Below are 24,020 nucleotides of genomic sequence, written 5' to 3'. Positions count from 1 at the left end.
GCTTAGATATGATTGAGCGTTAAATATGACCTAGCGCTTACTGTCTTCGATAGCCAATTGTGTTTTACCACTCCAAAAACGGCTAAATTGATAAGCAACTCGTCCTGAGCGACCACCACGTTCTGAGGCCCAACGTAGCGCATCCTTTCTAACCTTATCAGCCATAGACTGACTTGCTAAAATATCCTTAGCCTCACTATCCATATCAGCTGAGATTTTCTGCTGCTCTAAATTCAGATAATGCTGAACGATATGCAGATAAGTCTGCTGATCCATAGGATGGAAGGTGAGGGACAAACCGAACCGATCTGATAATGACACGGTCTCATCAATGGCCTCATAGGGATTGACTTCATCCGTCTGCCCATTATAGATATCGACATTGTCTTTCATCATCTGCGGTAGCAAGCGACGGCGATTGCTGGTGGCGTAGACCAGTAGTTTGTCTTGCTCAGAGTCTAGCGAGCCATCGAGCACGCTCTTTAGCGCACGATAGCTTTCGTCTTGACCATTAAAAGCGAGGTCATCACAGTATACGATATAGCGGCAATTACAATCTGCTGGTAGGGCATTAAGAGCAGCACGAATCTTATCCAATACTTGCAGATCATCGCGCGCAACCTCGATAATACGCAAGCCTTCACTATGGTGAGCTTGTAGCAAGGCACGAATCAATGATGACTTACCAGCACCGCGTGTGCCTGACATCAATACATGGTTGGCAGGGTAACCTTTAATAAACTGACGGGTGTTTTGTACCAGTTTTGATTTTTGCGTATCGATACCATGCAAGTCATCTAAGCTCAAAAACAGGTTGACCGACAAAGGCTGCAGATGACCAGTGCGTCCACCAACCCAGCGATAAGCAAGCTGGCTCGGATCGATTTCAATAGTTGGTGTGACTCGCTCTTGTAAGTACTGACTGAGTAAGTCTAACAAAGGTGCGGGTAGGGCGTAAGTAGTCTGATCAGATGGCGTGGTCGGGATAGTTGGTTGTGACATAGTGGCTCTAGCAGTTAAGGTTGTCTTTAATACCATACCCAAAAATACAATTAACGCTGCTGAAATTTCAGTGCCTACAATCTTAGTACCTATTAATCGTAGTACTTGTAATCATTATTCGCGCTATTATTATTTTTGGAAATGATACGAATGGGAAGGCAATAATCTCACTATATTATGAGAAACAATACCATGGAAAATAGTGCCAGTAATCCGTCTATTACGCAAGCTTTGCAAGCGCAGGCGATGCAGCTATTGCCCATTATTACCCAAGAACTGGACGCACAGCATTTTAGTGAGATAGTGCATCAACGTATTGCTCAACAAAGCACAGAACAAACGCAAGATGTCAAAACGCAACATATCGACAATACTTACTTCCAAGGTCTAACGCGCGCCCAGCATCCGCAATTTGGCAGTGTGATGATTAAATGGCAGTTGAGTGATGGCGCTTATCCTATTGCTGCCGATTTAACTCATGAAGTGAATGTTTTAGCTGCTGTAAATGCTTTATCAAAAATCAAAGATAACGTTATCGCACCGCCACTATTGGCTCATCATTGCGTGAACGTTCAAATACTAGAGCCGTTGCAACACCTAGTTATAGTGGTCATGCCTTATTACCCTAATGGTAGCTTGGCGAGTCAGCTGACCGCTTCAAAAAATCTGTTATTGATAGCATCACAAAAGCATCATTTCATCATGAAGTCTGCATACTTGATAGCCAATTTGCATCAGGCTGGCTGGCTACATAATGATATTAAGCTCAGTAATATTCTGCTTGAAGGTTTTGACGATAATTGGCCAGTAGATACTATGAGTAATAGTCTGACTCCTAGATTGTTACTCACTGATTTTGCTTTATCACAACGTATGACGGTGGCTAATAGCCAACCAAATCCTACTGGTACACCCGCGTATCTCGCACCTGAGCGTTGGCAAGGTCAGAGTGCAACGGTACAAAGTGATATCTACGCGTTTGGCATAATGATGGTTGAGATACTAACAGGCAAGCGCCCATTTCAAATAAATATCGATAGCCATGAAAAGTCAAAAGCGTGGGCGATTCAGCATTGCCAGCAACCTATTCCAACGTTGTCAGCAGAGTATAGTCACTATCAATATATTATCGATAAGGCATTAGCGAAGCGGGAAGAGAGACGATATCAGGACATAGACAAGATGTTGATAGATTTGAAGTTATTAGACAACAGCTGAATTTATTATTTTATTTTAAAAAATGATTGTTTGTAGTATTCACATATTACCCAGTCGTTGTTTTTTATGTTTGAATGGATATTCAGGCTCATTTTAAGCGAAGTCGCTATAAACTAATTTGGGTTCCCGTATTTCATTACAGTGTTTTATTACAATACAGTGAGAATATCATGGCTAAAGTACTTATCATAACCGGTGATTTTGTTGAAGATTATGAAAACATGGTTCCGTTCCAAGCGCTTCTAGCGATGGGACATGAGGTTGATGCTATATGCCCAGATAAAGTGGCAGGTGATAGCATTGCTACCTCAATACACGACTTTGAAGGTGATCAAACTTATACCGAAAAACGCGGTCATAACTTTGTTCTTAATGCGTCTTTTGCTGATATCAATGTAGAAGATTACGATGCTTTGTATTTACCAGGTGGACGTGCGCCAGAATACTTGCGCTTGAATGCTAAGGTCATTGCAATGATTCAGCATTTCGCAAATACTGATAAACCGATTGCATCGGTTTGTCATGGGCCACAAATGCTGACGGCTGCTGGCGTATTGAAGGGTAAAAAAGTATCTGCTTATCCTGCGTGTCAGCCAGAAATAGAAATGGCTGGCGCTGAGTATGTCACGTTACCTATGGATGGCGCTATTACAGATGGCCAGCTAGTAACGGCACCTGCATGGCCTGCCCACCCAGCGATGCTAAAGCAGTTTGTTGCCTTGCTATAAGCTTGAATTCGGGGCTGTTGAATATTCAATAGACTCTAGTATCGAGAGAGGATATATATGTGCCAACTTTTTATTAGTGCTGATGACAGCTTGTGGAGCTCTAAAACCAAATCACTTCGAATTCAGGGCGTTGTCACCTCAATTCGTTTAGAAGTGTTTTTTTGGGATATATTAGAAGAGTTGTCATTTCGCGATCAAATGACGGTTAATCAACTGATCACCAAGCTATACCTTGAATCTCTCGATGCTGATCATGATATTGGCAATTTCACCTCTTTTTTAAGAGTTTGTTGTTCTCGTTATTTATCTTTAATAGCCGATGGCGATCTTTCTCGCGAAACAAGATTGCCTCTAGAAAAAGTCGATGCGAAAAATATCATTCAACGTGAAGCTCTTCGTAAAAATCAACGTAGTGCATTATTCAATGATAGTGAGGAAACCCTTTCTATTAATTAGTTCTGTCTATGGCAAGTACATGGAAGCATTGGCAAAGTGGGTAGAGAGGTGCTATCAGAGTACGGATGAGGTGCTGCAGGACTTATAAAGGGTAGAAAAGTAGATTAATGCTCTTGATTAGATATTTTATAGTTTTAACACCAAATTCCAGACACAAAAAAACCTGCTAAAAAGCAGGTTTTGATATTTGGTCTAAGATGTACTATCCGAAAATGGTGGGGCTGGAGAGACTCGAACTCTCACACCTTGCGGCGCCAGAACCTAAATCTGGTGCGTCTACCAATTCCGCCACAGCCCCATTTTCGTTACTCTATCATCAAAAGCGATTAAACTCAAACGCTATCTAGACAGTTAACTGATTCGGTAGTGCGTCTCAGTGGTTGGCTATTATATAGAGTTTTAATTGTTTGGCAACCCCTATTTGCAATTATTTTTAATTATTTATCATTTATTTTTGATATTAATTTTAAGTAATTGATATCAATGATAATTTATTATCGTGTTTTATGCGTTTCTTTATTCTTTAGTTGGTACTCTCGGGGCAGAGATATCCAACTGCTGCAATTTGCGCGTCAGAGTATTGCGTCCCCAACCAAGTAAGCTCGCGGCTTCTATCTTTTTACCGCCACTATGATTGAGTGCTGCTGTTAATAAAACGCGCTCAAACTCAGGGGTTGCTGTTTGCAAAATATCAGTTTCACCCGTGCTTAACGACTGCTCAGCCCAATCAGCCAATGCTTGCTGCCAACTTTGGTTTTTAGGCAACGGGCTACTTCGCTCATTTTGATGACTGTTTAATGAACTGCCATTTAACACATCGCCACTTTGTGCCAAATGCTCTTGAGCATCTTCCTTCAATGAGCCATGCTCTTCATAAAGCACCGTATTAGGTGAGATGTTTTCAAGTAGCTCTGGTGGCAAGTCTGTCGCCATCACCGTATCACCAGTGGCCATCACCGTGAGCCACAAGCAGACGTTTTCTAATTGACGCACATTACCGCGCCAGTCAAACGTCTGCATAATTTGCAATGCGGCAGGATGTAGATGCTTCGGAGAAGTATTCATTTGCTCTGCGGCAGACTGCATAAAGTAGAGGGCTAATGCAGGAATGTCTTCAGGGCGTGTACGTAATGGTGGTAGGGGTAATCGAATGACATTGAGGCGATAAAATAAGTCTTCGCGGAATCGGCTTTGTTTTACCAGCTCTTCTAAGTTTTGGTGGGTGGCTGCGATGATACGTACATCGACCTTGATTGGCTGCTGACCACCAACACGATAAAACTCACCATTGGCTAGGACGCGTAACAGCCGTGTTTGAGTGCTAAAAGGCATGTCGCCGATTTCGTCTAAAAATAGAGTACCGCCATCTGCCTGCTCAAAACGGCCTTGACGCATTGTCGTTGCACCAGTGAACGCGCCTTTTTCGTGACCGAATAGCTCAGACTCGATCAAGTCATGCGGTATGGCTGCCATATTAAGCGCAATAAACGGTTGCTGTTTACGCGGGGAGTGTTGATGTAAAGCACTGGCAACCAATTCTTTACCTGTTCCAGACTCACCAGTAATTAAGACGGAAATGGGAGATTGTGCCAGCCTACCAATAGCGCGAAACACCGTTTGCATGGCTGGTGACTGTCCAATGATGCCGCTAGGGTTACCATTACTTTTGCCTTCGCCGGCACCTTTGTTCTTATTGTCTTTGGTTGGCTTACTGGCAAGTGCTGCTTTAGGTTTCATCAGGTCTTCGGTGGAAGTGTCAGACGTTGTATTGGTATTGGATTCATCTAAAAGGGAAACAGTCGTTGTTTCTAAATTAGGCTGATAATTGATGGCTTTATAAATCGTTGCAACCGCATCATCTAAGTCAAAAGGCTTGGGTAGATATTCAAAAGCACCAGTCTGATAGCTATTGATAGCAGAGGTCAGGTCTGAATGTGCCGTCATAATTACGATTGGCATTTTAGGGAAATGCTGATGGACCCAGTCGCTAAAAGACAACCCATCCATCATTGGCATACGAATATCGGTCAGTATGACGTCTGGTAATTGCTCGGCTGACTCCTGCTGTTTTAAAACATCATTAAGGCGAGTCCATGCTGCTTGGGCTTGGGTAAAACTGATAACGGTCAATCCAGCATCTTCAAACGTGTCTGCCAACACCATACGTAGGGCTGCATCGTCATCGATTAACCACAATGTTGCAGGGTGGTCGCTGGGTGCATTATTCACAGTTACTATTTGTGATTGTGTTGATTGATCATCGCTTTTAGGTTGGAGGTCGTCGCTATATTCAGTCATGTATTGGGCCTAATCAGCAATTATTGATGGTAAGTTGGGGATTGGGAGTTGAGCGTTATGAAATTTAGCAGCCTTTAATTCATAAATTCATAATTTGTTTTATGTCTCAGTGATGGGTTGAGTAAATGGTAGATATAGCGTAAATCGGGTTTGCTTGTCTTCTTGTTCTTTTGTCGAGCTCACATCAATCATACCATGATGATGACTGATAATATCTTGGACGATGGATAATCCAAGACCTGTACCGGCCGCACGGCTAGTAACCATCGGGAAAAATATCTGACCGATCAATGCTGGATCAATGCCTGAGCCATTATCAGTAATAGTAATTTGCATCACTTGCTTGTGCTGCTGTCCGACGATTGTATGCTGAAAAGCAACCCGCGTTTGGATATGCAATGTCGGTTGATAGTCAGAATTGCTCTCAGTTTGTATGGTAGCTTGTGGTGATTCTTGCGACTCTGAGATTTTATTCTGTTGTAGTGTTTGTTCGAACTCAGTCATCGACTCACAAGCATTATTAATGAGGTTTAAAAACACTTGAATCAGCTGATCTTTATCTGCACACAACTCTGGCAATGATAAATCATAATCACGCTGTAACACTACCTGTGGATACTGATTGGTCACTAAGGTTAAGACATGCTCTAGAGGCTCATGGATATTAAGCGTTTGCCAGTTTGGTAGTTGATTGGAACCCAGAAGCTGCCCAATAAGATGAGTCAATCGATCAGTTTCTGAAATAATAATGTCCGTATAGTTGCGCAGTTTTTGATTCATTTTTTGCAAATCATGTTGCGTATCAGTGCTGGTATTTGGCAAGCTGTTGCCAGCGATAGAGTGGCTATTAGTAGTAGATACGTCACTGAATTTAATAAATTGCCGTTGCAACAGTTGGGCGGCACCGCGAATACCAGCAAGAGGGTTTTTTATTTCGTGTGCCACTGAGCGTAGCATATGACGGGCCACTGTATACTGCTGTTGTTGGCGCTGCTCCTCAGATATACGACTTTGACGATCTTTGCCCCACATCTCGATAATAAAATAAGGCTGCTGTTCATAGATGACAGGCGTGACGCTATAGTCGACTGACAATGATAAATTACCATTTAGCGGTGTTTTTATGATGTGGTCATGATCGATAAAAGGCTGCTGATAGTTTTGCGCCTGCACAAAACGCTCGGTCAACGAGTATGCTGGCTCGCTCGAAGCCTCATTTTCATTTATATCATTATCTATAGATACAGTATCTTTAGTCTTTAACTCATCAGGTGCTAGCAGGGTTAAGATGGATTGATTGATTAATCTGCCGCTACTAATGGCAAGTAGCTGCTCGGCTTGAGCATTTAACCTTGTGATTGATAGCTCATCATTGACCCATAAAATAGCGGTGAATAAATGCTGAGATATAAATGCGAGGTCGGGGGTTGTTTTGGCGGTTATAAAATCAGCGTTCATCAGTAGGGCCCAAAAAAGTCAGATGCTTGAGATAATATTTAACCACAAATCAAGACTATAGAGCGGCAAAACTGGTGATTTTTGCAAAAAAAACGTACAATGCGCTCAGCCAATTTATCTCTAGCAAGGTCAGCCATGTCCAAAACTTCTACCGAGTCAGTGAATACGACAGCAACAGCTCCTCTATCTGCCGTAAAAGACACTGCCACTATCTTCAATCCTGCCGCGCCTACCATAGTACAAACGCAGAGTCAGGCAGATGCCAGTCAAACAGATACTAAACAACCTTACCATCATAAAGCCAACCACAACCAGAACCGTAGTGTAGCCCAAAGCAGTGATGTTACGACTGCCAATGCGACTGCTACGATGCCAGTTAGTGCAGCGCCAAAGATTGGTTTTGTATCACTAGGTTGTCCAAAAGCATTGGTGGATAGTGAGCGTATTATCACTGAGCTAAGCCGTGATGGCTATCAAGTAGCCAGTGATTATGACGGTGCCGACTTGGTCGTGGTAAACACTTGCGGCTTTATTGAATCAGCAGTACAAGAGTCACTTGATGCGATCGGCGAGGCCATTAGCAAGAATGGTAAAGTGATTGTTACTGGTTGCTTAGGTAAAGAAGCGGACAAAATCCGTGAGATGCATCCAGCTGTACTAGCAGTGACGGGCGCGCATGCCTATGACGAAGTGATTACGGCAGTAGCGCAGCATGTGCCTAAGCCAAATCGCAGTCAGGACGCCAACTATGATCCAAAAATAGATTTGATTAATGAAGCGGGTATCAAACTGACCCCAAGCCATTATGCTTATCTAAAAATATCAGAAGGCTGTAATCACCGTTGTACGTTCTGCATTATTCCAAGCTTGCGCGGTGATTTGGTATCGCGCCCAATTGATAATGTAATGAACGAAGCACTGGCGCTCAAAAAAGCTGGCGTGAAAGAATTGCTTATCATCTCGCAAGATACCTCGGCATATGGTCTTGACCTAAAGTACAAGACCAGCTTTTGGAATGGCATGCCGCTCAAGTCTAAGTTTTATGACTTATGCCAAGCATTGAACGATTTGGGCATTTGGGTACGCCTGCATTATGTCTATCCGTATCCACACGTAGACAAAGTCGTTGAGTTGATGGGTGAGAAGAAACTGCTCCCTTATCTGGACATTCCGTTCCAGCATGCCAGTCATCGTATCCTAAAAGCAATGAAACGTCCTGCACATAGCGAAAACACCTTGGCTCGTATCAAAGCATGGCGTGAGATTTGTCCTGATATCGTGATTCGTTCGACCTTCGTGGTTGGTTTCCCTGGTGAGACTGAAGAAGATTTTCAGTGCTTGCTTGATTGGCTGGTTGAAGCACGTCTTGATCGTGTGGGCGCATTCACTTATTCAGAAGTAGAAGGCGCAGTGGCCAACGACTTGCCTGACCATGTCCCTGAAGACGTCAAGCAGTCTCGTTATGAGCGTTTAATGGCGCTACAGCAAGATATTTCAGCGCAAAAGCTACAAGAAAAAGTCGGCAAGACTTTAACGGTATTGGTCGATGAAATTGATAGCGATGAAAATATTGCTATTTGCCGTAGCTATGCTGATGCACCTGAAATTGATGGTCATGTCTATGTTGATGATATCAACGAGCAAGTTAAAGTAGGGCAGTTCTTAACCGTGACTATTGATGATGCTAGTGAATACGATCTATTCGCCAGTTATCAAGGCTAGATATCCAATAAGATATGCGAGTGAAAATTGCCCAATGGCGGGCAGTTTTTGCTACAATTAGCGCAATTTAGCCTTTTTAATACGCTTAGCTGTAAGTGTGGCGTTGTGGGCAAACTCGATTTGTATTTTACCGATAATTTTCTTTATAATTTCATGATAACAAGGTGACCTCATGTCTGACAAAAACCCGCGTTACGCTCGTATCTTGCTGAAACTCTCCGGTGAAGCCTTAGCTGGTAGTAAAGACATGGGTATCGATACCGAAGTGCTTGATAAAATGAGCTTGTCTATCGCTCACTTGCGTGGACTTGGTGTCCAAGTTGGTATCGTGGTCGGCGGTGGTAACTTATATCGCGGTGCACAGTTACAAAAAGAAGGTCTCGTTGGCCGTGTTACTGGTGATCAGATGGGCATGCTAGCGACCGTTATGAATGGACTGGCGATGCGTGATGCGCTTGAGCGTCGCAACATCAAAACGCGCTTGATGTCTGCATTGCCGATTGGTGAAGTTACTGAAAGCTATAGCAGTCGTAATGCCATTCGTTACCTTAAAAATGGCGAAGTTTGTATCTTTGTCGCAGGTACGGGTAACCCATTCTTTACCACTGACACTGCTGCCTGTTTGCGCGGTATCGAAATCGAAGCTGGTTTAATCTTGAAAGCAACTAAGGTCGACGGCGTTTATGACAAAGACCCGAGCTTACATGATGATGCAGTCAAGTATGACGGTCTGACTTTTGATGAAGTACTAGAGCAAAAGCTAGGCGTCATGGATTTAACGGCTATCGCATTATGCCGTGAGCATAACGTACCGCTACAAGTGTTTGATATGACTAAGCCTAATGCATTGTTAAATGTCATCATGGGTGAAAATGAAGGCACACGAGTTTTTCATTAATTGATGCGATACTGGCAATTAACGTCAGTAAACAGCTAACGATTAGCAATAAATAATTAATATCCCAATAGCAAATAAAAAATTTGTCGGTAACGATAAATAAGGATACACAATGATTAAAGAGATTAAGCAAGACGGCGAAGCACGCATGCAAAAAACATTGGAAGCGCTTGAAAGCACTTTCAGTAAAGTTCGTACTGGCCGTGCGCATCCAGGTATGTTGTCAGGTGTGATGGTTAGCTACTACGGTTCTGATACACCATTGAACCAAGTGGCCAGCGTCAACGTCGAAGACTCACGTACCTTACTAGTTCAACCGTTTGACCGTACGATGGTGCAAGCAGTAGATAAGGCTATTCGTGAAGCAGATTTGGGTCTCAACCCAATGTCTGCCGATGTAATTCGTGTGCCAATGCCCGCATTAACAGAAGATACTCGTCGCGATATGCAAAAGCTTGCACGTGGTGAAGCTGAGAGCAGCCGAGTGTCTATCCGTAATATTCGCCGTGACATGATGAATGACATCAAAGATTTGGCAAAAGAAAAAGAAATCTCAGAAGATGATGAGCGCCGCGCTAGTGATGATATTCAAAAAATCACTGACAAATATATCGAAACAATCGATGCTCGCTTGAGTAAGAAAGAAAGCGATTTGATGGAAGTTTAATACTGATATATTTGGTATTGATAGCAAGAATCAGTTCGGAAGATTACCTGTAATTGAGCAGCCAATACTTTATAGCTATTGGCTGTTTATTATTGTGTAGACTGATATAGTCAATCTTCTATAAAAGAGCGACAGCGTTAACCCCGCTTGAAGTATCACAGTTGCATCTGTACTCGGTTGGCCTGTCTCTCTTTTAAACTGAATCAACTATATGAAGCCATATCTAAAGCAAGCCAAAGGTGTGGTTGATTGAACTAGATCCATCGCATTCTGAGCACTAAAAACTAACGACGCAATTATGATAAGTTAGTGAATTATATAAATGGCGCTTTTTAATCGCTGTTGCACACGTTATTATTATTTTACCTCAACAATAAGCAAGTTCGCCTATGTCCACTTCAGCCGTTTTGGCGCCCGCTATTCTTCCTCGTCATATCGCCATCATTATGGATGGTAACAATCGCTATGGTAAGGCCAATGATTTGGGCCACGGTCAAGGACATGTGGCTGGTAAAGATGCACTCGATCCTATCGTTGAGTATTGTGTCAATACAGGCATTGAAGTGCTGACCGTATTTGCGTTTTCGAGCGAAAATTGGCAGAGACCGCCTAGTGAGGTAGCATTGTTGATGCAGCTACTCACATCGACGATTCATGAGCAAATGCCGCGCATGAATGAGTATCGTATTCGCTTGCGTTTCATCGGTGATCGCAGTCAGCTTAGTGAGTCACTACAAACGCTAATGGCTGATGCGGAAGAAAAGACGGCAGAGTTTGATGCGATGACGCTGGTAATTGCGATTAGCTACGGTGGGCAGTGGGATATCGCAAATGCAGCAAAACAGCTGGCTCAGCAAGTGCAAGCTGGCGAATTAAAAGCTGAAGATGTCAATGAAGAGCTGTTAGGTAACTACGTGCAATTAGCTGATACCCCGGCAGTAGATATGCTGGTACGTACGGGCGGCGAGTATCGTATTTCTAATTTCTTATTGTGGCAATCTGCTTATGCTGAGCTGTTTTTCACTCCCACATTATGGCCAAATTTTACAGCAGAAGAGCTAGCTTCGATGATCGCAGAGTTTGCTAAACGCCAACGCCGTTTTGGCAAAACCAGCGAGCAGGTAGTGGTAGAGCAGCAAGGTCACTGAGCAATGAGTTGATAGATAAGTTTAGTCGGTTCAGTTCAGTTAGTATTGTATAACTGGTCAATAGGGTTGGTTTATGCAATGATAAACGGCTTGAATGAGTATTGAATGCTATCACTAGGCCATCGTTAGTTAGCTGCTATAATGCATTTTTTGACCATCTGTTCTTCATTATTATAAGGCTCGATAAGTATGTGGCAACGAATTAAGACGGCAATTGTTCTCGTTATTATCGTTGGTATTGCAATGTTTGCGAGCCAAACGCCTATTTTATTTGCACCACTGTTGGCCATTGGGGTCATTATCGCCGCTCATGAGTGGGCTAAATTGATGCCTAAATGGCGCCAGCCTGTGGTATTCGTTCTATTGATTTTAGCGCTTACTATATTCTCACTGATGTTCAAGGTAACTTGGTTGTTTTGGTGGGTGGCGTCACTCATTATATGGCTGATGGCGCTGTCTTGGGTTCGAGTCTTCCCAACACAGACGAGATGGTACGGCAACCAGCTGGCAATGATGGGCGCGGTTATTTTGACGGCATCTATCACGGCGATGTTCTATCTCTGGCAGTTATCTGCGTGGTGGCTGCTGTATGTGTTCTTATTAGTATGGTGTGCAGATAGTGGCGCATATTTCGTTGGACGCAAGCTTGGTCGCCGAAAAATGGCACCCAATGTCTCACCCAATAAGAGCATGGAAGGGTTGGCTGGTGGCCTCGTCACAGGGCTGTTAGTTGTGGTAGCCATTAGCGTCTTTAAATTACAGCTGACCGGTGTACCGTTAATCGCATTTGTAGCGTTATCGGCCATCACTATTCTTGCCTCTGTACTTGGGGACTTGTTCGAGTCGATGCTCAAGCGCCGTGCTGATGTAAAAGATTCAGGCACTATCTTGCCAGGTCACGGTGGTATCCTTGATCGCATTGACTCCCTGTTGTCTGCCACACCGATATTTGCCCTTGGTTTTTGGGCGATACAGCAGCTTGGTTTGATAGTAGTGTAAGGTTATATAGCAGCACTGTTCTATTTGAACCTTTTCTGTCGTTTGTTCTCAGTAATATTGATATAAGTGAGCCGAGAGCGAGCAATGCATTGGTATGGCAAGCGTGGCTACTAGCATGACAATTTTATAGTTAACAGACAATATTCTATTTTTATTATTTTTAAGTATCATGGGCATTGATGGTTATGACGCAACGCATCGCCGTACTAGGCGCGACAGGCTCGATTGGTGATAGCACCTTAGCAATATTAGCGGCGCAACCGCACACCTACGAAGTCTATGCTTTGTCAGGCTATCATCGCTTAGATAAGCTATTTGCGCTCTGTCAGCAGTTTTTGCCGAAACGCGTCAGTGTGCCGACGTCAGCCGTAGATGATTTTGCTAACAGGCTTAAAGCAGCGGGAATTGATAGTGATGTTGTAGGGGGCGAGGCAGGATTGGTAGATATTGCCACTGACTCACAGACTGATACGGTTGTAGCGGCGATTGTAGGGGCGGCAGGATTGCCGTCTACATTGGCAGCAGCACGTGCAGGCAAACGTATCTTATTGGCCAACAAAGAAGCTTTAGTTATGGCAGGTAAGGTCATGATCGATGCGGTCAAGACGCATAAAGCTACTTTGCTGCCGCTCGATTCTGAACACAATGCCATTTTTCAATGCTTGCCACTTGCTATTCAGCAAGACAATACGCAAATCCATCGGTCAAATCATGGTGTTCGTAAACTATGGTTAACAGCCTCTGGCGGACCATTTTTGCAGCAGTCGTTCGAGCAAATGCAGCAGGCAAGCGTCGCAGAAGCGGTCAAACACCCGAATTGGTCAATGGGTCAAAAGATATCTGTCGATTCGGCGACAATGATGAATAAGGGGCTTGAGCTGATAGAAGCCTGTCACTTATTTGATTTGCCTGAAGATAAGATAAATGTGGTCATTCATCCACAAAGTATCATTCACTCAATGGTAGAATATAGCGATGGCAGCTTTTTGGCGCAGCTGGGCAGTCCAGACATGAAAACGCCCATTGCGCACGCGCTGAGTTATCCTGATCGCATTGATAGTGGCTCACAGCCGTTAGACTTATTTGCACTTAGTGGTTTGGAGTTTATTGAGCCTGACTTGCAAAAATTTGCCTGCCTGCGTTTGGCTCGCCAAGCCATGCAAGCAGGGACGCAAGCCACAATTGTGCTCAATGCGGCAAACGAAATTGCAGTAGCAGCGTTCCTCGATGGGAAAATTCGTTTGACGGATATTGCTAATATTAACGAACAAGCCTTAAATGACATACAGCTGCCCCCATTGAACGAAACCGCTGACATAGAAGATATATTGGCAATCGATAAGATTGCACGCCATCTGACTGATAAGTTGGTAGCAAAGCTGACATAATCGTAGCAAGCGTCTCTTAGCTGATATATGACATTGATAAACGCTATTAGCGAAAATGTTAATAAAAATGCTGAGAGACAATACTGAGAAAAAATCATGACGTTTTTACTAACACTTCTTGCCGCCATATTTGTCTTGGGCCCGCTTATTGCCTTACACGAGTGGGGACATTATATTGTGGCGCGGCTTTGCGGTGTCAAAGTGCTAACGTACTCTATCGGTTTTGGCCCTAAAGTTTTTGGTTGGACCAGCAAAAAGAGCGGTATTGATTATCGTATCTCAGCATTGCCACTTGGTGGCTATGTAAAAATGCTGGATGAGCGTGAAGGTAATGTCGCAAAAGATGAGCAGCACCTTGCGTTTAATCGGCAGCATCCGCTCAAGAAAATTGCTATCGTTGCAGCTGGCCCTATCATGAATTTTGTTATCGCTATCGCGCTATTTTGGGTGCTATTTATGACCCCATCTGAGCAGTTAGCGACTAAGATTGGACAGGTACTACCAGATACGCCTGCTGCAATGGCACAGTTACCAGTCGGTGATAAGATTGTGGCGATTGATGGACACGACGTGCAGACATGGGAAGGTATTAACTATCGACTTGCAGGACGTATGGGCGAGACGGATAATGTCAGCATTACCTTGCAGTCAGATGCCCAAACCAATCAGTCGACTAAGACCTATCAAGCACCAGTTACGCAGTTTATGCAAGGTGAGGCTCAAGGCAAAGACGCATTGACCAGCTTTGGTATGTTGCCGTGGCAGCCGCAGATTGCGCCGATTGTAGGCGGTTTGGCTCCCGATGGTGCCGCTAGCCGACAAGGGCTGAAGGTTGGCGATCGCATTACCGCTATTAATGATACAGCGATTGAAGATTGGATTACTGCCACGCGTATCATTCGTGATAATCCTGAGACGCTATTGAACTTTACGGTGTTACGTGATGATAAGTCTGTACAGTTGCAGATTATGCCTCAAGGCAAAAAAGACAACTTGGGTAATGATTACGGACAGATTGGTGCAATGGTGGATCAGACTGAGATTGTGATTCCTGACGATTACAAGACTACCGTGGTCTACGGTCCTAGTGAGTCGTTAGTCAAGTCATTTGAAAAGACTGAGCAGCTAGCAGTAATGACCGTAAGCTCGATGGGAAAAATGCTGTCCGGTATGATTGGCTTAGACAACTTATCAGGGCCAATTACCATTGCCAAGGTTGCCAAACAAAGCTTTGATATCAGTTGGCAGATGGTATTATCGACAGCGGCGCTTATTAGCCTGAGTCTTGCCGTCTTAAACCTTTTGCCGATTCCAGTATTAGATGGTGGTCATATTGTCTATCATTTTATTGAGCTGATTCGCGGTAAGCCACTGTCTGAAGGTGTGCAAATGGTCGGTCTAAATATCGGTTTACTCTTACTGGCAGGTTTCATGGTGTTAGCAATTGGTAATGACATCAGCCGGCTATTTTGATCGGCGGATGAACAATATGGCTGATAAAGCACGATATACTAATGGTTTTACGCCTATTATAGGCTGATTATTGTTATGATAGGCATGCTACTCTGTGTCGCAGCCTCTGTACTAATCGTAATTTTTAGTTTATTTTGTGATGCAATTTATATAAAGTGTTCTGAGTTACCCTTGCATGGGTTTATAACCTTATGCGCACGGGTTAGACAATACGTGCCTTTTAACTTAACTTAAGCAATTTTTTTATTGACGGATAGTGTTTATGCGTACGCCTTTAATTATGAGCGCGGCTGGGTTGCCGTTAGTTGTAGCGATGATGAGTATGCCAGTACAGGCTGCAGAATTTGTAGTAACTGACATCGGTTTTAATGGCTTACAACGCCTAACCCCTGATAGCCTCTATCCGGTCTTACCTGTTACGGTAGGCGATACGGTGAATGATAGTAGCTTAGCTGCCAGTATTAAGGCGCTATATGCAACTGAGAACTTTGCTGATATTCAAAGCCGTGTCGAAGGTGGCAAGCTAAGGTTTGACGTCATTGAGCGTCCAACGATCGCTGAAGTAACCTTTGAAGGCAACAAGCTTATTCCAAAAGAAGGGCTTGAGCAGGGACTGAAGAATGCTGGACTGTCTGCTGGTGACGTGCTCAAGCAGTCTACTTTGCAAGGCGTGGCCAATGAGCTACAACAGCAATACATTAGCCAAGGTTACTACAATAGTAATATCGAAGTAGATCAAACGGTACTTGATGGTAACCGCGTAAAACTTGATGTGCGCTTTGTAGAAGGCAAGCCTGCTAAAGTTGTTGATATCAATATCATTGGTAACAAGCACTTTAGTGATGAAGAGATTAAAGACGTTTTCGCAGTAAAAGAGTCTTCATGGACGCGTCTATTATCTAAGTCTGATCGTTACGCTCAAGAAAAACTGGCAGCCAGTTTAGAGAGTTTAAAGGCGCTATATCAGAACGATGGTTATGTGCGTTTTTCAGTTGATAATGCCGTACTAAACATCAGTGAAGACAAGAGTAGTGTGTTTATCGAAGTTAGCCTAAGCGAAGGCGAACAATACCAGTTTGGCGAAGTGAACTTTTTAGGTAAACCTACATTTGAGAATAGTGAGCTAAAAGAGCTGGTGAGCTTTGCATCTAATGAAAAATACTCGCAAGCAAAACTAGACGAAACAACTGCTTCTCTTAAAAGACGCTATGGTAACGAAGGCTATTATCTAGCTCAAATCAGACCAGTACCACGTATCAATGACGATACTAAAATGGTCGATGTTGATTACTATATTGACCCTGCTCGTCCTATCTACGTTCGTCGTATCAACTTTACGGGTAATATCAAAACGCAAGACGAAGTATTACGTCGTGAAATGCGTCAGTTAGAAGGCACACTGTCATCTAATGATAAAATTCAGCTGTCACGCACGCGTTTGATGCGTACTGGTTTCTTTAAAAATGTCACTGTCGATGTTAAGCCAGTACCTAACCAGCCGGATCAAGTCGATGTGAACTATGTGGTTGAAGAGCAGCCTTCTGGTAGCTCAACGATTGCAGCGGGTTACTCACAAAGTGGTGGTGTGACTTTCCAATTGGATTTGACCCAAAACAACTTTATGGGTACCGGTAACCGTGTTAAAGCTGCGCTTTCTCGTTCAGAAACACGCGACTCTTATAGCCTAGGTTATACCGATCCGTACTTTACAGAAAACGGTGTCTCTCAAGGTATCAGTGGTTATTATCGCAAAACCAAATATGATGACGACAACGTTAGTAACTATGTGACAGATTCATATGGTGCGACGCTGAACTATAGTTATCCTATTGACGAAACCAAACGCCTGAGTGCTGGTCTAAATGTAGACAACACAAAGGTTCGTGGTGGTCGTTATTTAGGTATATCTAATGTCCAAGAAATTCTAGACGAGGGCGGTACGAAAACGCCGGAAGTCGAGACTGATGGTGTTGCTAGCTTCAAGAATGACTATCAGACTTATAACCTATTGTTTGGTTGGGACTATAGCACCCTAGATCGCCCAGTATTCCCTACCAAAGGGATGAGCCATGCGGTTGATGCAACCATCGGTCTTGGCGATGCCAACTACCAAAAGCTAACTTATAGCGGCAATATATATTACCCTATTTATAAAGACGTGATCGCGCGTGGTTATACTAAGCTTGGTTATGGTAATGATTTACCGTTCTATGAGAACTTCTATGCTGGTGGTTATGGCTCAGTACGTGGCTATGAATCATCTACTCTGGGACCTAAATCACAAGTTTATCTTGATGCGGTTAATAATTCAGCTGAACAAACCTTTACTGCGGAAGAAGTTGGTGGTAATGCACTAGCAACGTTTGGTGCTGAACTGATCTTGCCAATGCCGTTCAAAGGTGATTGGGCAGATCAGGTACGCCCAGTATTGTTTGCTGAAGGTGGTCAGGTCTTTGATACCTCTGATAAAGAAGATCGTACTTTTATCAATCCTAGCAATGGGGAAGATACAGAGATTCCATTACTGACCCAAGATAATGACTTCCGCTACAGTGCTGGTGCTGGTATCACTTGGTATACGCCAATTGGTCCGATCTCACTTAGCTACGCGGTACCATTTGGTGACAAAGAGGGCGATGAGACTGAAAAAGTCCAGTTCCAGATTGGTAATACATTCTAAATTAATGACATCATTCTCATCTATTTAAGCAGTTTTAAAGATTATCTCAAATAGACGGAAATATCATTAGAGCTTAGTAGGTCGTCAAAACGCATTGTTATTTTGGCGACCGTTTCATTTATAAACACATTTTATTAATAGTCATTATGATAACGATTGAGCAACTCATTACTCGAATTGAGCAGCGTCAGCCTATTATTAATAAGGCCGAGATTGATACTGAGCAATTGTGTCAACCATTCAGTAGCGTCGGTAGTTTGACGACAGCCAGTCAGCAGCAGTTAAGCTTTTTGGCAGATCCTCACTATATCTCTAGCTTGGCTAGCAGTGACGCAGGCGCGGTGTTGGTAACGGAAGCATATCGTGACCAAGTGCCTACCTCAGCGATAGCGCTAGTCGTCTCAAATCCATATTTGGCTTATGCCAGTGCCAGTCAGCTGTTTGCACGTCATTCTTTATCTAACGGGATTCATCCTAGTGCTGTGATTGCAGACAGTGCTGTTATTGGCGAGCAAGTCAATATCGGCCCTTTTTGCGTGATTGGTGACAATGTGCAAATAGGGGCACGTAGCTCACTCGATGCTCATGTCGTGGTTGAAGCCAATACCAGTATTGGCACCGATTGTGTGATTAAGTCGCAAGTCGTTGTCGGGCCTGAGTGTGTTATTGGCAATCACGTTAGATTGCATGCAGGGGTCAGTATCGGATCTGAAGGGTTCGGGTTTGCGCCTACTAAAGATCCTAGTACCACAGGTTGGGAGCGTATAGCCCAGTTAGGCCGTGTCATTATTGGTGATTATGTGCGAGTTGGTAGCCAGACGTGTATCGATCGTGGTGCTATCGATGATACCGTTATTGGCAATCACGTTATTATTGATAATTTGGTACAAGTTGCTCATAACGTTCGTATCGGTGACGGCACGGCTATTGCTGCTCAAACTGGCATTGCGGGTAGTACTACGATAGGTAAGCGCTGTATAATAGGCGGGGCTGTCGGTATCACAGGGCATATTGAGATTACAGACGATGTTGTTCTGTCTGGTATGACCATGGTAACCAAATCCATTAAAACCGCTGGCTCATATTCATCTGGTACTGCTGCAATGCCAACTGCTAATTGGCGACGTGCTGCTGTACGTTTTCGTCAGCTAGGCAATAACTAATGCAAACACAAACAAATAATAGATATTCAAAACACAGCAAGGAAGCGTCATTATGAGCAATAACAATATAGATATCCCAACTGATGAAGACGTTAAAAGCTTGGCTGAGCAAGGTCTTACGCTACCATTGACGTATCATACAATTAAGCATTACTTACCGCATCGTTATCCTTTTATGCTGGTAGATCGTATTGTAGCTTGTACGCCAGGCGAGTGTATTACTGGTATTAAAAACGTGACTATTAATGAAGAGTTTTTTAACGGTCACTTTCCTGATGAGCCGATTATGCCAGGGGTATTGATGGTGGAGTCGATGGCGCAGGTGTCAGGAGTACTTGGTTTTATTAGTGCAGGGCTAACGGCAGAAGACGGTTACCTCTATCTATTTGCAGGTGTGGATAAAGTCCGTTTTAAACGCCGTGTGATTCCCGGTGATCAGCTTATCATTCGCGCAAAAACCGTGATGCAGAGACATGGTATCTATAAGTTTGATTGTACTGTCCATGTCGAAGATGAACTGGCTGCTAGTGCGCAAATTATGATTGCACGCCAAGAGCAGCAAAAACCTGCTAACACGAAGGGTGCTTAAGTTTTTAATAAGCCATACTGTACGAAGAGCGATATTGAAATCGCTCACTATAACTACAATAAACAGCTATATGTAAGCTCAACAACGCAACTGGTATTAGCTTCGTTAGTAACACTGAAATAGCGATACTTTTTTATTATTTACTCGCATCAAATGATACAAGGGCCCATCTTATGAGTCAGATTCATCCTACAGCACTCATCTCACCGTCCGCGCAGATTGACGAGACTGCTATCATCGGGCCCTATTGTATCGTTGGTGATGAAGTATCAATTGGTGCGCATACGGTTTTGCATAGACATGTGGTTGTGACTAAGCTGACTCGTATTGGTCAACACAATGAGTTTTATCAGTTTGCGAGTATTGGTGAAGATCCTCAAGATTTGAAATATGCAGGCGAGCGTACTTGGCTTGAAATCGGCGATCATAATACGATTCGTGAAGCCTGTAGTTTACACCGTGGTACAGCGCAAGATGGCGAGCTGACTAAAATTGGTAGCCATAATCTACTGATGGTAAACACCCATGTCGCACACGATTGTGTCATTGGCGATCATAACGTACTGGCCAACAATGTTGGTGTGGCGGGGCATGTGACTATTGGCGACCATACAATCATCGGTGGCAACTCAGGCATACATCAGTTTTGTACAGTAGATGACTATAGCTTAATTGGCGGAGCAAGCCTTATTTTAAAAGATGTGGCTGCATTTACGATGGTATCTGGCAATCCAGCAAAGGCTCATGGACTCAATATCGAGGGTATGCGCCGTAAAGGTTGGTCAAAAGAAACCATCAATGTATTGCGTCAAGCGTATCGTACGATTTTTAGATCAGGCTTGACCACTGCACAAGCGTTGGAAGTCTTACATAGTGAGCTATTGGCTAAAGAGCCAAAAATTCAGCTACTTATTGATTCTTTGCAAAATAGCAGCCGCGGTGTTGTCCGCTAAAAAAACAACTCGATTAATGATGAGTTAAATACTTTTAATAAGCTAAATTCTTATAGAATGAAGACGAATCACGTAGAAGCCATAACTATTTGTTATGGCTTTTTATATTTATGAGCACTTGACTTTTTTGGTCGCTTAGCAGAAACTGAGCGTTTACGATATTGTAATCAATTCTTTCTTAATGTTGCTGGGCGTTTCACATTGAAGCGTTTACTAAATAGTTCAACGGTAAGGCCGACTATTTATGTTGATCAAGGAAGATTATCAGTAACGTTAATTGAAGCACGAGGACGGAAAAATGGCTATCAATAAACAAGAACATGCCCAATGGAGCTCAAGCTTTGGCTTCGTATTGGCAGCAGTAGGCTCAGCAGTTGGTTTAGGAAACATATGGAAATTTCCATACATGGTTGGCGAAAGCGGTGGTTCAGCTTTCGTTATTGCTTATTTGTTCTGTATCGCGCTGGTCGGTTTTCCGATATTAGTTGCTGAATGGTTAATTGGTCGACGTGGTCAAAAAAACCCAGTCAATACTTTTTCAGACGTAGCAGCGAATGAAGGTAAGTCACGTAGTTGGGGTATTATTGGTGCTACTGGTGTTTTGGGTGGCTTCTTAATTCTATCGTTCTATAGTGTGATCGGTGGTTGGGCGCTTAACTATATCACTAAAGTTGCAACAGGTAGCTTTGCTGGTCAAGACAGTGATTCTGTTGCTGCAACCTTTGATGCTATGCTTGCATCAGCTGGTACATTGACGATCTGGCATACGGTATTTATGATTTTAACCGCTGTCATCGTTGGTATTGGTGTGACAAGTGGTATCGAAAAAACAGCTAAGATTTTAATGCCGTTATTGGGTGTGATTCTGTTTGTTATCGTTGGTTATAACGTGATGAACGGTGGATTCGGTGAAGCAGTTGCTTACCTATTTACGCCAGATCTTAGCAAACTAACGGCTGATGTTATGCTTGCAGCATTAGGCCATGCATTCTTCACCCTATCAATTGGTATGGGTATCATGGTCGCTTATGGCTCTTACTTGGGCCGTGAAGTAAACTTGCTAAAAACAGCACGTACCGTTGTTATTTTGGATACGGTTATTGCGTTGGCTGCTGGTCTTGCCATTTTCCCAATCATCTTTAGCAATGGTCTAGATCCTGCATCTGGTCCTGGTCTTATCTTTGTAAGCTTGCCAATTGCTTTCGGTAGCATGGGTGCGGGTACTATCATTGGCGCACTGTTTTTCTTACTTATTACCTTTGCCGCTATTACCTCATCTATCTCATTACTTGAGCCAACCGTTGAGTTGTTAGAAGAGCGTACGTCGATGAGTCGTACTGTATCGACTATCGTGGCAAGTACAGTAATCTGGTTGTTAGGTATTGCAGCATTGCTATCGTTTAACCTATGGTCTGACTTTACTATCATGGGTAATGGTATCTTTGATGCATTAGATAAACTCACTAGTAAGTTCCTATTACCTCTAACAGGTCTGGCTGCAATTGTGTTTGTTGGTTGGAAAATGGATCAACGTAACATTCAGCAAGAGCTTGGTTTATCTAATGGTACATGGCAGCTGTGGCAAATCGTTGCAAAATTCATCGCGCCAATCGCTGTTATTGTAGTATTTGTGACGTCATTGATGGGATAGTAGTCAAAATAGACTCTATTTTAATCATTGAGTGATAAAAGCAGCACAGAAAAAGGGCTTAAGATTATTCTTAAGCCCTTTTTTATTTCAACAGATATCGTTATACGTTCGTGAATATTAAACAGGATTAACGCAAGTTTAACTCAGGAACTGTCTGACCGCGTTTAGCATAAAACTCACTGACAAACTCATCAAATTTATCTTGCTCGATAGCATCTCTAATACTCTGCATCAAACGTTGGTAATAGCGTAAATTATGAATAGTGGCTAACTGAGCACCTAACATCTCTTTGCACTTATTAAGATGGTACAGATAAGCACGGCTAAAGTTTTGGCAAGTATAGCAGTCGCACTCAGGATCTAGTGGGCCTTCATCATTACGATATTGGCTATTACGAATACGTACCACGCCAGCATTGTCTGCATCGCCCGTTACAAAGTAATGTCCATTACGCGCGTTACGCGTTGGCATCACACAGTCGAACATATCCACACCGCGGCGTACGCCTTCAACTAAATCCTCAGGCTTACCAACACCCATAAGATAGCGCGGCTTATCTGCTGGCATATCATCAGGCAGGTAGTCTAGGACGTCTATCATCTCTTCTTTAGGCTCGCCAACTGATAGACCGCCAATAGCATAACCATCGAAGCCAATCTCTAACAGACCTTCAAGTGATTGCTGACGCAAATCAGGGTACATACTGCCTTGCACGATACCGAACAATGCGTTGGTACTGCCCAGTCTGTTGTGCTCATCGATACAGCGCTGTCCCCAACGTAGCGATAGCTCTAACGACTTTTTCGCTTCATCATGAGTGGCTGGATACGGCGTACACTCATCAAACTGCATGACGATGTCTGAGTTCAAGCTGTACTGAATCTGCATAGATTTTTCTGGTGAGAGAAATACCTTTGCGCCATCGATAGGAGATTTAAAATTGACGCCTTCTTCGGTAATTTTACGCATTGCGCCGAGGCTGAATACTTGGAAACCGCCTGAATCGGTCAAGATAGGCTTGTCCCAATGCATAAACTTATGCAAGCCACCGAATTTATCAATGACTTCGGTACCTGGACGTAACCATAGATGGAAGGTATTGCCTAGAATAATATCAGCACCGATGGCTTCGATATCACGTGGCAGCATGCCTTTGACCGTACCATAAGTACCAACAGGCATAAAAGCAGGCGTTTGCACGTCGCCATGATTGAGATGAACCGTACCACGGCGTGCACGCGTTGCACCGCTGGCCGTTTTATGTAAGACAAATTGCATATGATAACCGCTATTTAAGCTATGAAAATGGCGCTAATTATAGCATTGTTAGCGGTTTTTTTGGATATATAGTCAGAGAATCACTGAACTGCTATGGCGTTACCTTTCCTAAATGTACTACTTGTACAATTTTCAGTCGACAGCCTTGTACCCGTTTTAGCGTTTTTTAACTATAGCTATTAGGTGTCATCGATATACGCGCAATATACACTTTGGTCAATACCGCTTTACTATAACTAAAAAACACAGA

Annotated in this window: 19 protein-coding genes and 1 tRNA gene; 15 read left to right on the top strand and 5 right to left on the bottom strand. The window is 43.4% G+C overall.

Annotated elements, in window-relative coordinates:
• Window positions 1-30 precede the first annotated feature (30 nt).
• Entirely contained in the window at window positions 31-1,002 is a 972-nt protein-coding gene (locus ACTXGF_RS23505) for an ATP-binding protein (protein WP_443532445.1), read from the bottom strand.
• Window positions 1,003-1,194: 192 nt separating this feature from the next.
• Between ACTXGF_RS23505 and ACTXGF_RS23500 the strand changes: the two genes are divergently transcribed.
• From ACTXGF_RS23500 to ACTXGF_RS23490, 3 genes are all read left to right on the top strand, one after another.
• On the top strand, window positions 1,195-2,220 hold the full coding sequence (locus ACTXGF_RS23500; RefSeq protein ID WP_443532447.1) for a serine/threonine protein kinase: 1,026 nt from the start codon (window positions 1,195-1,197) through the stop codon (window positions 2,218-2,220).
• A gap of 167 nt (window positions 2,221-2,387) precedes the next feature.
• On the top strand, window positions 2,388-2,948 hold the full coding sequence (locus ACTXGF_RS23495) for a DJ-1/PfpI family protein (protein ID WP_443532938.1): 561 nt from the start codon (window positions 2,388-2,390) through the stop codon (window positions 2,946-2,948).
• A 57-nt stretch (window positions 2,949-3,005) separates the two neighbouring features.
• On the top strand, window positions 3,006-3,404 hold the full coding sequence (locus tag ACTXGF_RS23490) for a ribbon-helix-helix domain-containing protein (RefSeq protein ID WP_443532448.1): 399 nt from the start codon (window positions 3,006-3,008) through the stop codon (window positions 3,402-3,404).
• A 213-nt stretch (window positions 3,405-3,617) separates the two neighbouring features.
• Here the strand turns inward: ACTXGF_RS23490 and ACTXGF_RS23485 are convergent.
• The 3 genes from ACTXGF_RS23485 to ACTXGF_RS23475 all read right to left on the bottom strand — a co-directional run bounded on the left by ACTXGF_RS23485 (window position 3,618) and on the right by ACTXGF_RS23475 (window position 7,160).
• Window positions 3,618-3,702 (bottom strand) — tRNA-Leu (locus ACTXGF_RS23485).
• Window positions 3,703-3,920: 218 nt separating this feature from the next.
• The gene (locus tag ACTXGF_RS23480; RefSeq protein WP_443532450.1) at window positions 3,921-5,702 is read right to left on the bottom strand and encodes a sigma 54-interacting transcriptional regulator; all 1,782 of its coding nucleotides are present in this window, start codon (window positions 5,700-5,702) and stop codon (window positions 3,921-3,923) included.
• 99 nt (window positions 5,703-5,801) lie between these two features.
• On the bottom strand, window positions 5,802-7,160 hold the full coding sequence (locus ACTXGF_RS23475) for a two-component system sensor histidine kinase NtrB (protein WP_443532452.1): 1,359 nt from the start codon (window positions 7,158-7,160) through the stop codon (window positions 5,802-5,804).
• 135 nt (window positions 7,161-7,295) lie between these two features.
• Here ACTXGF_RS23475 and rimO point away from each other — a divergent pair, with 135 nt between their 5' ends.
• From rimO to ACTXGF_RS23415, 12 genes are all read left to right on the top strand, one after another.
• Window positions 7,296-8,882 (top strand): 30S ribosomal protein S12 methylthiotransferase RimO, encoded by a 1,587-nt coding sequence (rimO, locus tag ACTXGF_RS23470; protein WP_443532454.1) that lies wholly within the window; start codon window positions 7,296-7,298, stop codon window positions 8,880-8,882.
• A gap of 172 nt (window positions 8,883-9,054) precedes the next feature.
• Window positions 9,055-9,780 (top strand): UMP kinase, encoded by a 726-nt coding sequence (pyrH, locus tag ACTXGF_RS23465; RefSeq protein WP_057759121.1) that lies wholly within the window; start codon window positions 9,055-9,057, stop codon window positions 9,778-9,780.
• Between the two features lie 112 nt (window positions 9,781-9,892).
• On the top strand, window positions 9,893-10,447 hold the full coding sequence (gene frr / locus ACTXGF_RS23460) for a ribosome recycling factor (protein WP_057759123.1): 555 nt from the start codon (window positions 9,893-9,895) through the stop codon (window positions 10,445-10,447).
• A gap of 389 nt (window positions 10,448-10,836) precedes the next feature.
• Window positions 10,837-11,595 (top strand): polyprenyl diphosphate synthase, encoded by a 759-nt coding sequence (gene uppS, locus ACTXGF_RS23455; RefSeq protein WP_443532457.1) that lies wholly within the window; start codon window positions 10,837-10,839, stop codon window positions 11,593-11,595.
• A gap of 189 nt (window positions 11,596-11,784) precedes the next feature.
• Window positions 11,785-12,594, top strand: coding sequence for a phosphatidate cytidylyltransferase (locus ACTXGF_RS23450; protein WP_420230311.1), 810 nt, complete (start codon window positions 11,785-11,787; stop codon window positions 12,592-12,594).
• Window positions 12,595-12,773: 179 nt separating this feature from the next.
• Window positions 12,774-13,982 (top strand): 1-deoxy-D-xylulose-5-phosphate reductoisomerase, encoded by a 1,209-nt coding sequence (gene ispC / locus ACTXGF_RS23445; RefSeq protein WP_443532459.1) that lies wholly within the window; start codon window positions 12,774-12,776, stop codon window positions 13,980-13,982.
• 96 nt (window positions 13,983-14,078) lie between these two features.
• Entirely contained in the window at window positions 14,079-15,455 is a 1,377-nt protein-coding gene (gene rseP / locus ACTXGF_RS23440) for an RIP metalloprotease RseP (RefSeq protein ID WP_443532461.1), read from the top strand.
• A gap of 262 nt (window positions 15,456-15,717) precedes the next feature.
• Complete coding sequence (gene bamA, locus ACTXGF_RS23435; protein ID WP_443532463.1) at window positions 15,718-18,135, top strand: outer membrane protein assembly factor BamA; 2,418 nt, start codon at window positions 15,718-15,720, stop codon at window positions 18,133-18,135.
• Between the two features lie 146 nt (window positions 18,136-18,281).
• Window positions 18,282-19,298, top strand: coding sequence for a UDP-3-O-(3-hydroxymyristoyl)glucosamine N-acyltransferase (lpxD, locus tag ACTXGF_RS23430; RefSeq protein WP_443532465.1), 1,017 nt, complete (start codon window positions 18,282-18,284; stop codon window positions 19,296-19,298).
• 52 nt (window positions 19,299-19,350) lie between these two features.
• The gene (gene fabZ / locus ACTXGF_RS23425) at window positions 19,351-19,887 is read left to right on the top strand and encodes a 3-hydroxyacyl-ACP dehydratase FabZ (protein ID WP_057759133.1); all 537 of its coding nucleotides are present in this window, start codon (window positions 19,351-19,353) and stop codon (window positions 19,885-19,887) included.
• A 173-nt stretch (window positions 19,888-20,060) separates the two neighbouring features.
• Window positions 20,061-20,840, top strand: a complete 780-nt coding sequence (gene lpxA / locus ACTXGF_RS23420) for an acyl-ACP--UDP-N-acetylglucosamine O-acyltransferase (RefSeq protein WP_057759135.1) — start codon at window positions 20,061-20,063, stop codon at window positions 20,838-20,840.
• Window positions 20,841-21,138: 298 nt separating this feature from the next.
• On the top strand, window positions 21,139-22,491 hold the full coding sequence (locus ACTXGF_RS23415) for a sodium-dependent transporter (RefSeq protein WP_191114912.1): 1,353 nt from the start codon (window positions 21,139-21,141) through the stop codon (window positions 22,489-22,491).
• Between the two features lie 127 nt (window positions 22,492-22,618).
• Here the strand turns inward: ACTXGF_RS23415 and tgt are convergent, their stop codons facing one another.
• Window positions 22,619-23,770: a tRNA guanosine(34) transglycosylase Tgt gene (gene tgt / locus ACTXGF_RS23410; RefSeq protein WP_443532467.1), complete on the bottom strand. Its 1,152-nt coding sequence runs from the start codon at window positions 23,768-23,770 to the stop codon at window positions 22,619-22,621.
• Window positions 23,771-24,020: the final 250 nt, after the last annotated feature.

The organism is Psychrobacter sp. 1Y6 (genome assembly GCF_052258385.2).
Lineage (GTDB): Bacteria > Pseudomonadota > Gammaproteobacteria > Pseudomonadales > Moraxellaceae > Psychrobacter.
The sequence above is the reverse complement of the archived record's forward strand: the minus strand, read 5'-3'. Positions and strand labels throughout refer to the sequence as shown.

What these genes read in the sequence shown, in the direction of transcription:
- ACTXGF_RS23505 (WP_443532445.1), bottom strand. Translation starts at nt 1,002, where the DNA reads ATGTCACAACCAACTATCCCGACCACGCCATCTGATCAGACTACTTAC.
- ACTXGF_RS23500 (WP_443532447.1), top strand. Translation starts at nt 1,195, where the DNA reads ATGGAAAATAGTGCCAGTAATCCGTCTATTACGCAAGCTTTGCAAGCG.
- ACTXGF_RS23490 (WP_443532448.1), top strand. Translation starts at nt 3,006, where the DNA reads ATGTGCCAACTTTTTATTAGTGCTGATGACAGCTTGTGGAGCTCTAAA.
- ACTXGF_RS23480 (WP_443532450.1), bottom strand. Translation starts at nt 5,702, where the DNA reads ATGACTGAATATAGCGACGACCTCCAACCTAAAAGCGATGATCAATCA.
- ACTXGF_RS23475 (WP_443532452.1), bottom strand. Translation starts at nt 7,160, where the DNA reads ATGAACGCTGATTTTATAACCGCCAAAACAACCCCCGACCTCGCATTT.
- rimO (WP_443532454.1), top strand. Translation starts at nt 7,296, where the DNA reads ATGTCCAAAACTTCTACCGAGTCAGTGAATACGACAGCAACAGCTCCT.
- pyrH (WP_057759121.1), top strand. Translation starts at nt 9,055, where the DNA reads ATGTCTGACAAAAACCCGCGTTACGCTCGTATCTTGCTGAAACTCTCC.
- frr (WP_057759123.1), top strand. Translation starts at nt 9,893, where the DNA reads ATGATTAAAGAGATTAAGCAAGACGGCGAAGCACGCATGCAAAAAACA.
- uppS (WP_443532457.1), top strand. Translation starts at nt 10,837, where the DNA reads ATGTCCACTTCAGCCGTTTTGGCGCCCGCTATTCTTCCTCGTCATATC.
- ACTXGF_RS23450 (WP_420230311.1), top strand. Translation starts at nt 11,785, where the DNA reads ATGTGGCAACGAATTAAGACGGCAATTGTTCTCGTTATTATCGTTGGT.
- ispC (WP_443532459.1), top strand. Translation starts at nt 12,774, where the DNA reads ATGGTTATGACGCAACGCATCGCCGTACTAGGCGCGACAGGCTCGATT.
- rseP (WP_443532461.1), top strand. Translation starts at nt 14,079, where the DNA reads ATGACGTTTTTACTAACACTTCTTGCCGCCATATTTGTCTTGGGCCCG.
- bamA (WP_443532463.1), top strand. Translation starts at nt 15,718, where the DNA reads ATGCGTACGCCTTTAATTATGAGCGCGGCTGGGTTGCCGTTAGTTGTA.
- lpxD (WP_443532465.1), top strand. Translation starts at nt 18,282, where the DNA reads ATGATAACGATTGAGCAACTCATTACTCGAATTGAGCAGCGTCAGCCT.
- fabZ (WP_057759133.1), top strand. Translation starts at nt 19,351, where the DNA reads ATGAGCAATAACAATATAGATATCCCAACTGATGAAGACGTTAAAAGC.
- lpxA (WP_057759135.1), top strand. Translation starts at nt 20,061, where the DNA reads ATGAGTCAGATTCATCCTACAGCACTCATCTCACCGTCCGCGCAGATT.
- ACTXGF_RS23415 (WP_191114912.1), top strand. Translation starts at nt 21,139, where the DNA reads ATGGCTATCAATAAACAAGAACATGCCCAATGGAGCTCAAGCTTTGGC.
- tgt (WP_443532467.1), bottom strand. Translation starts at nt 23,770, where the DNA reads ATGCAATTTGTCTTACATAAAACGGCCAGCGGTGCAACGCGTGCACGC.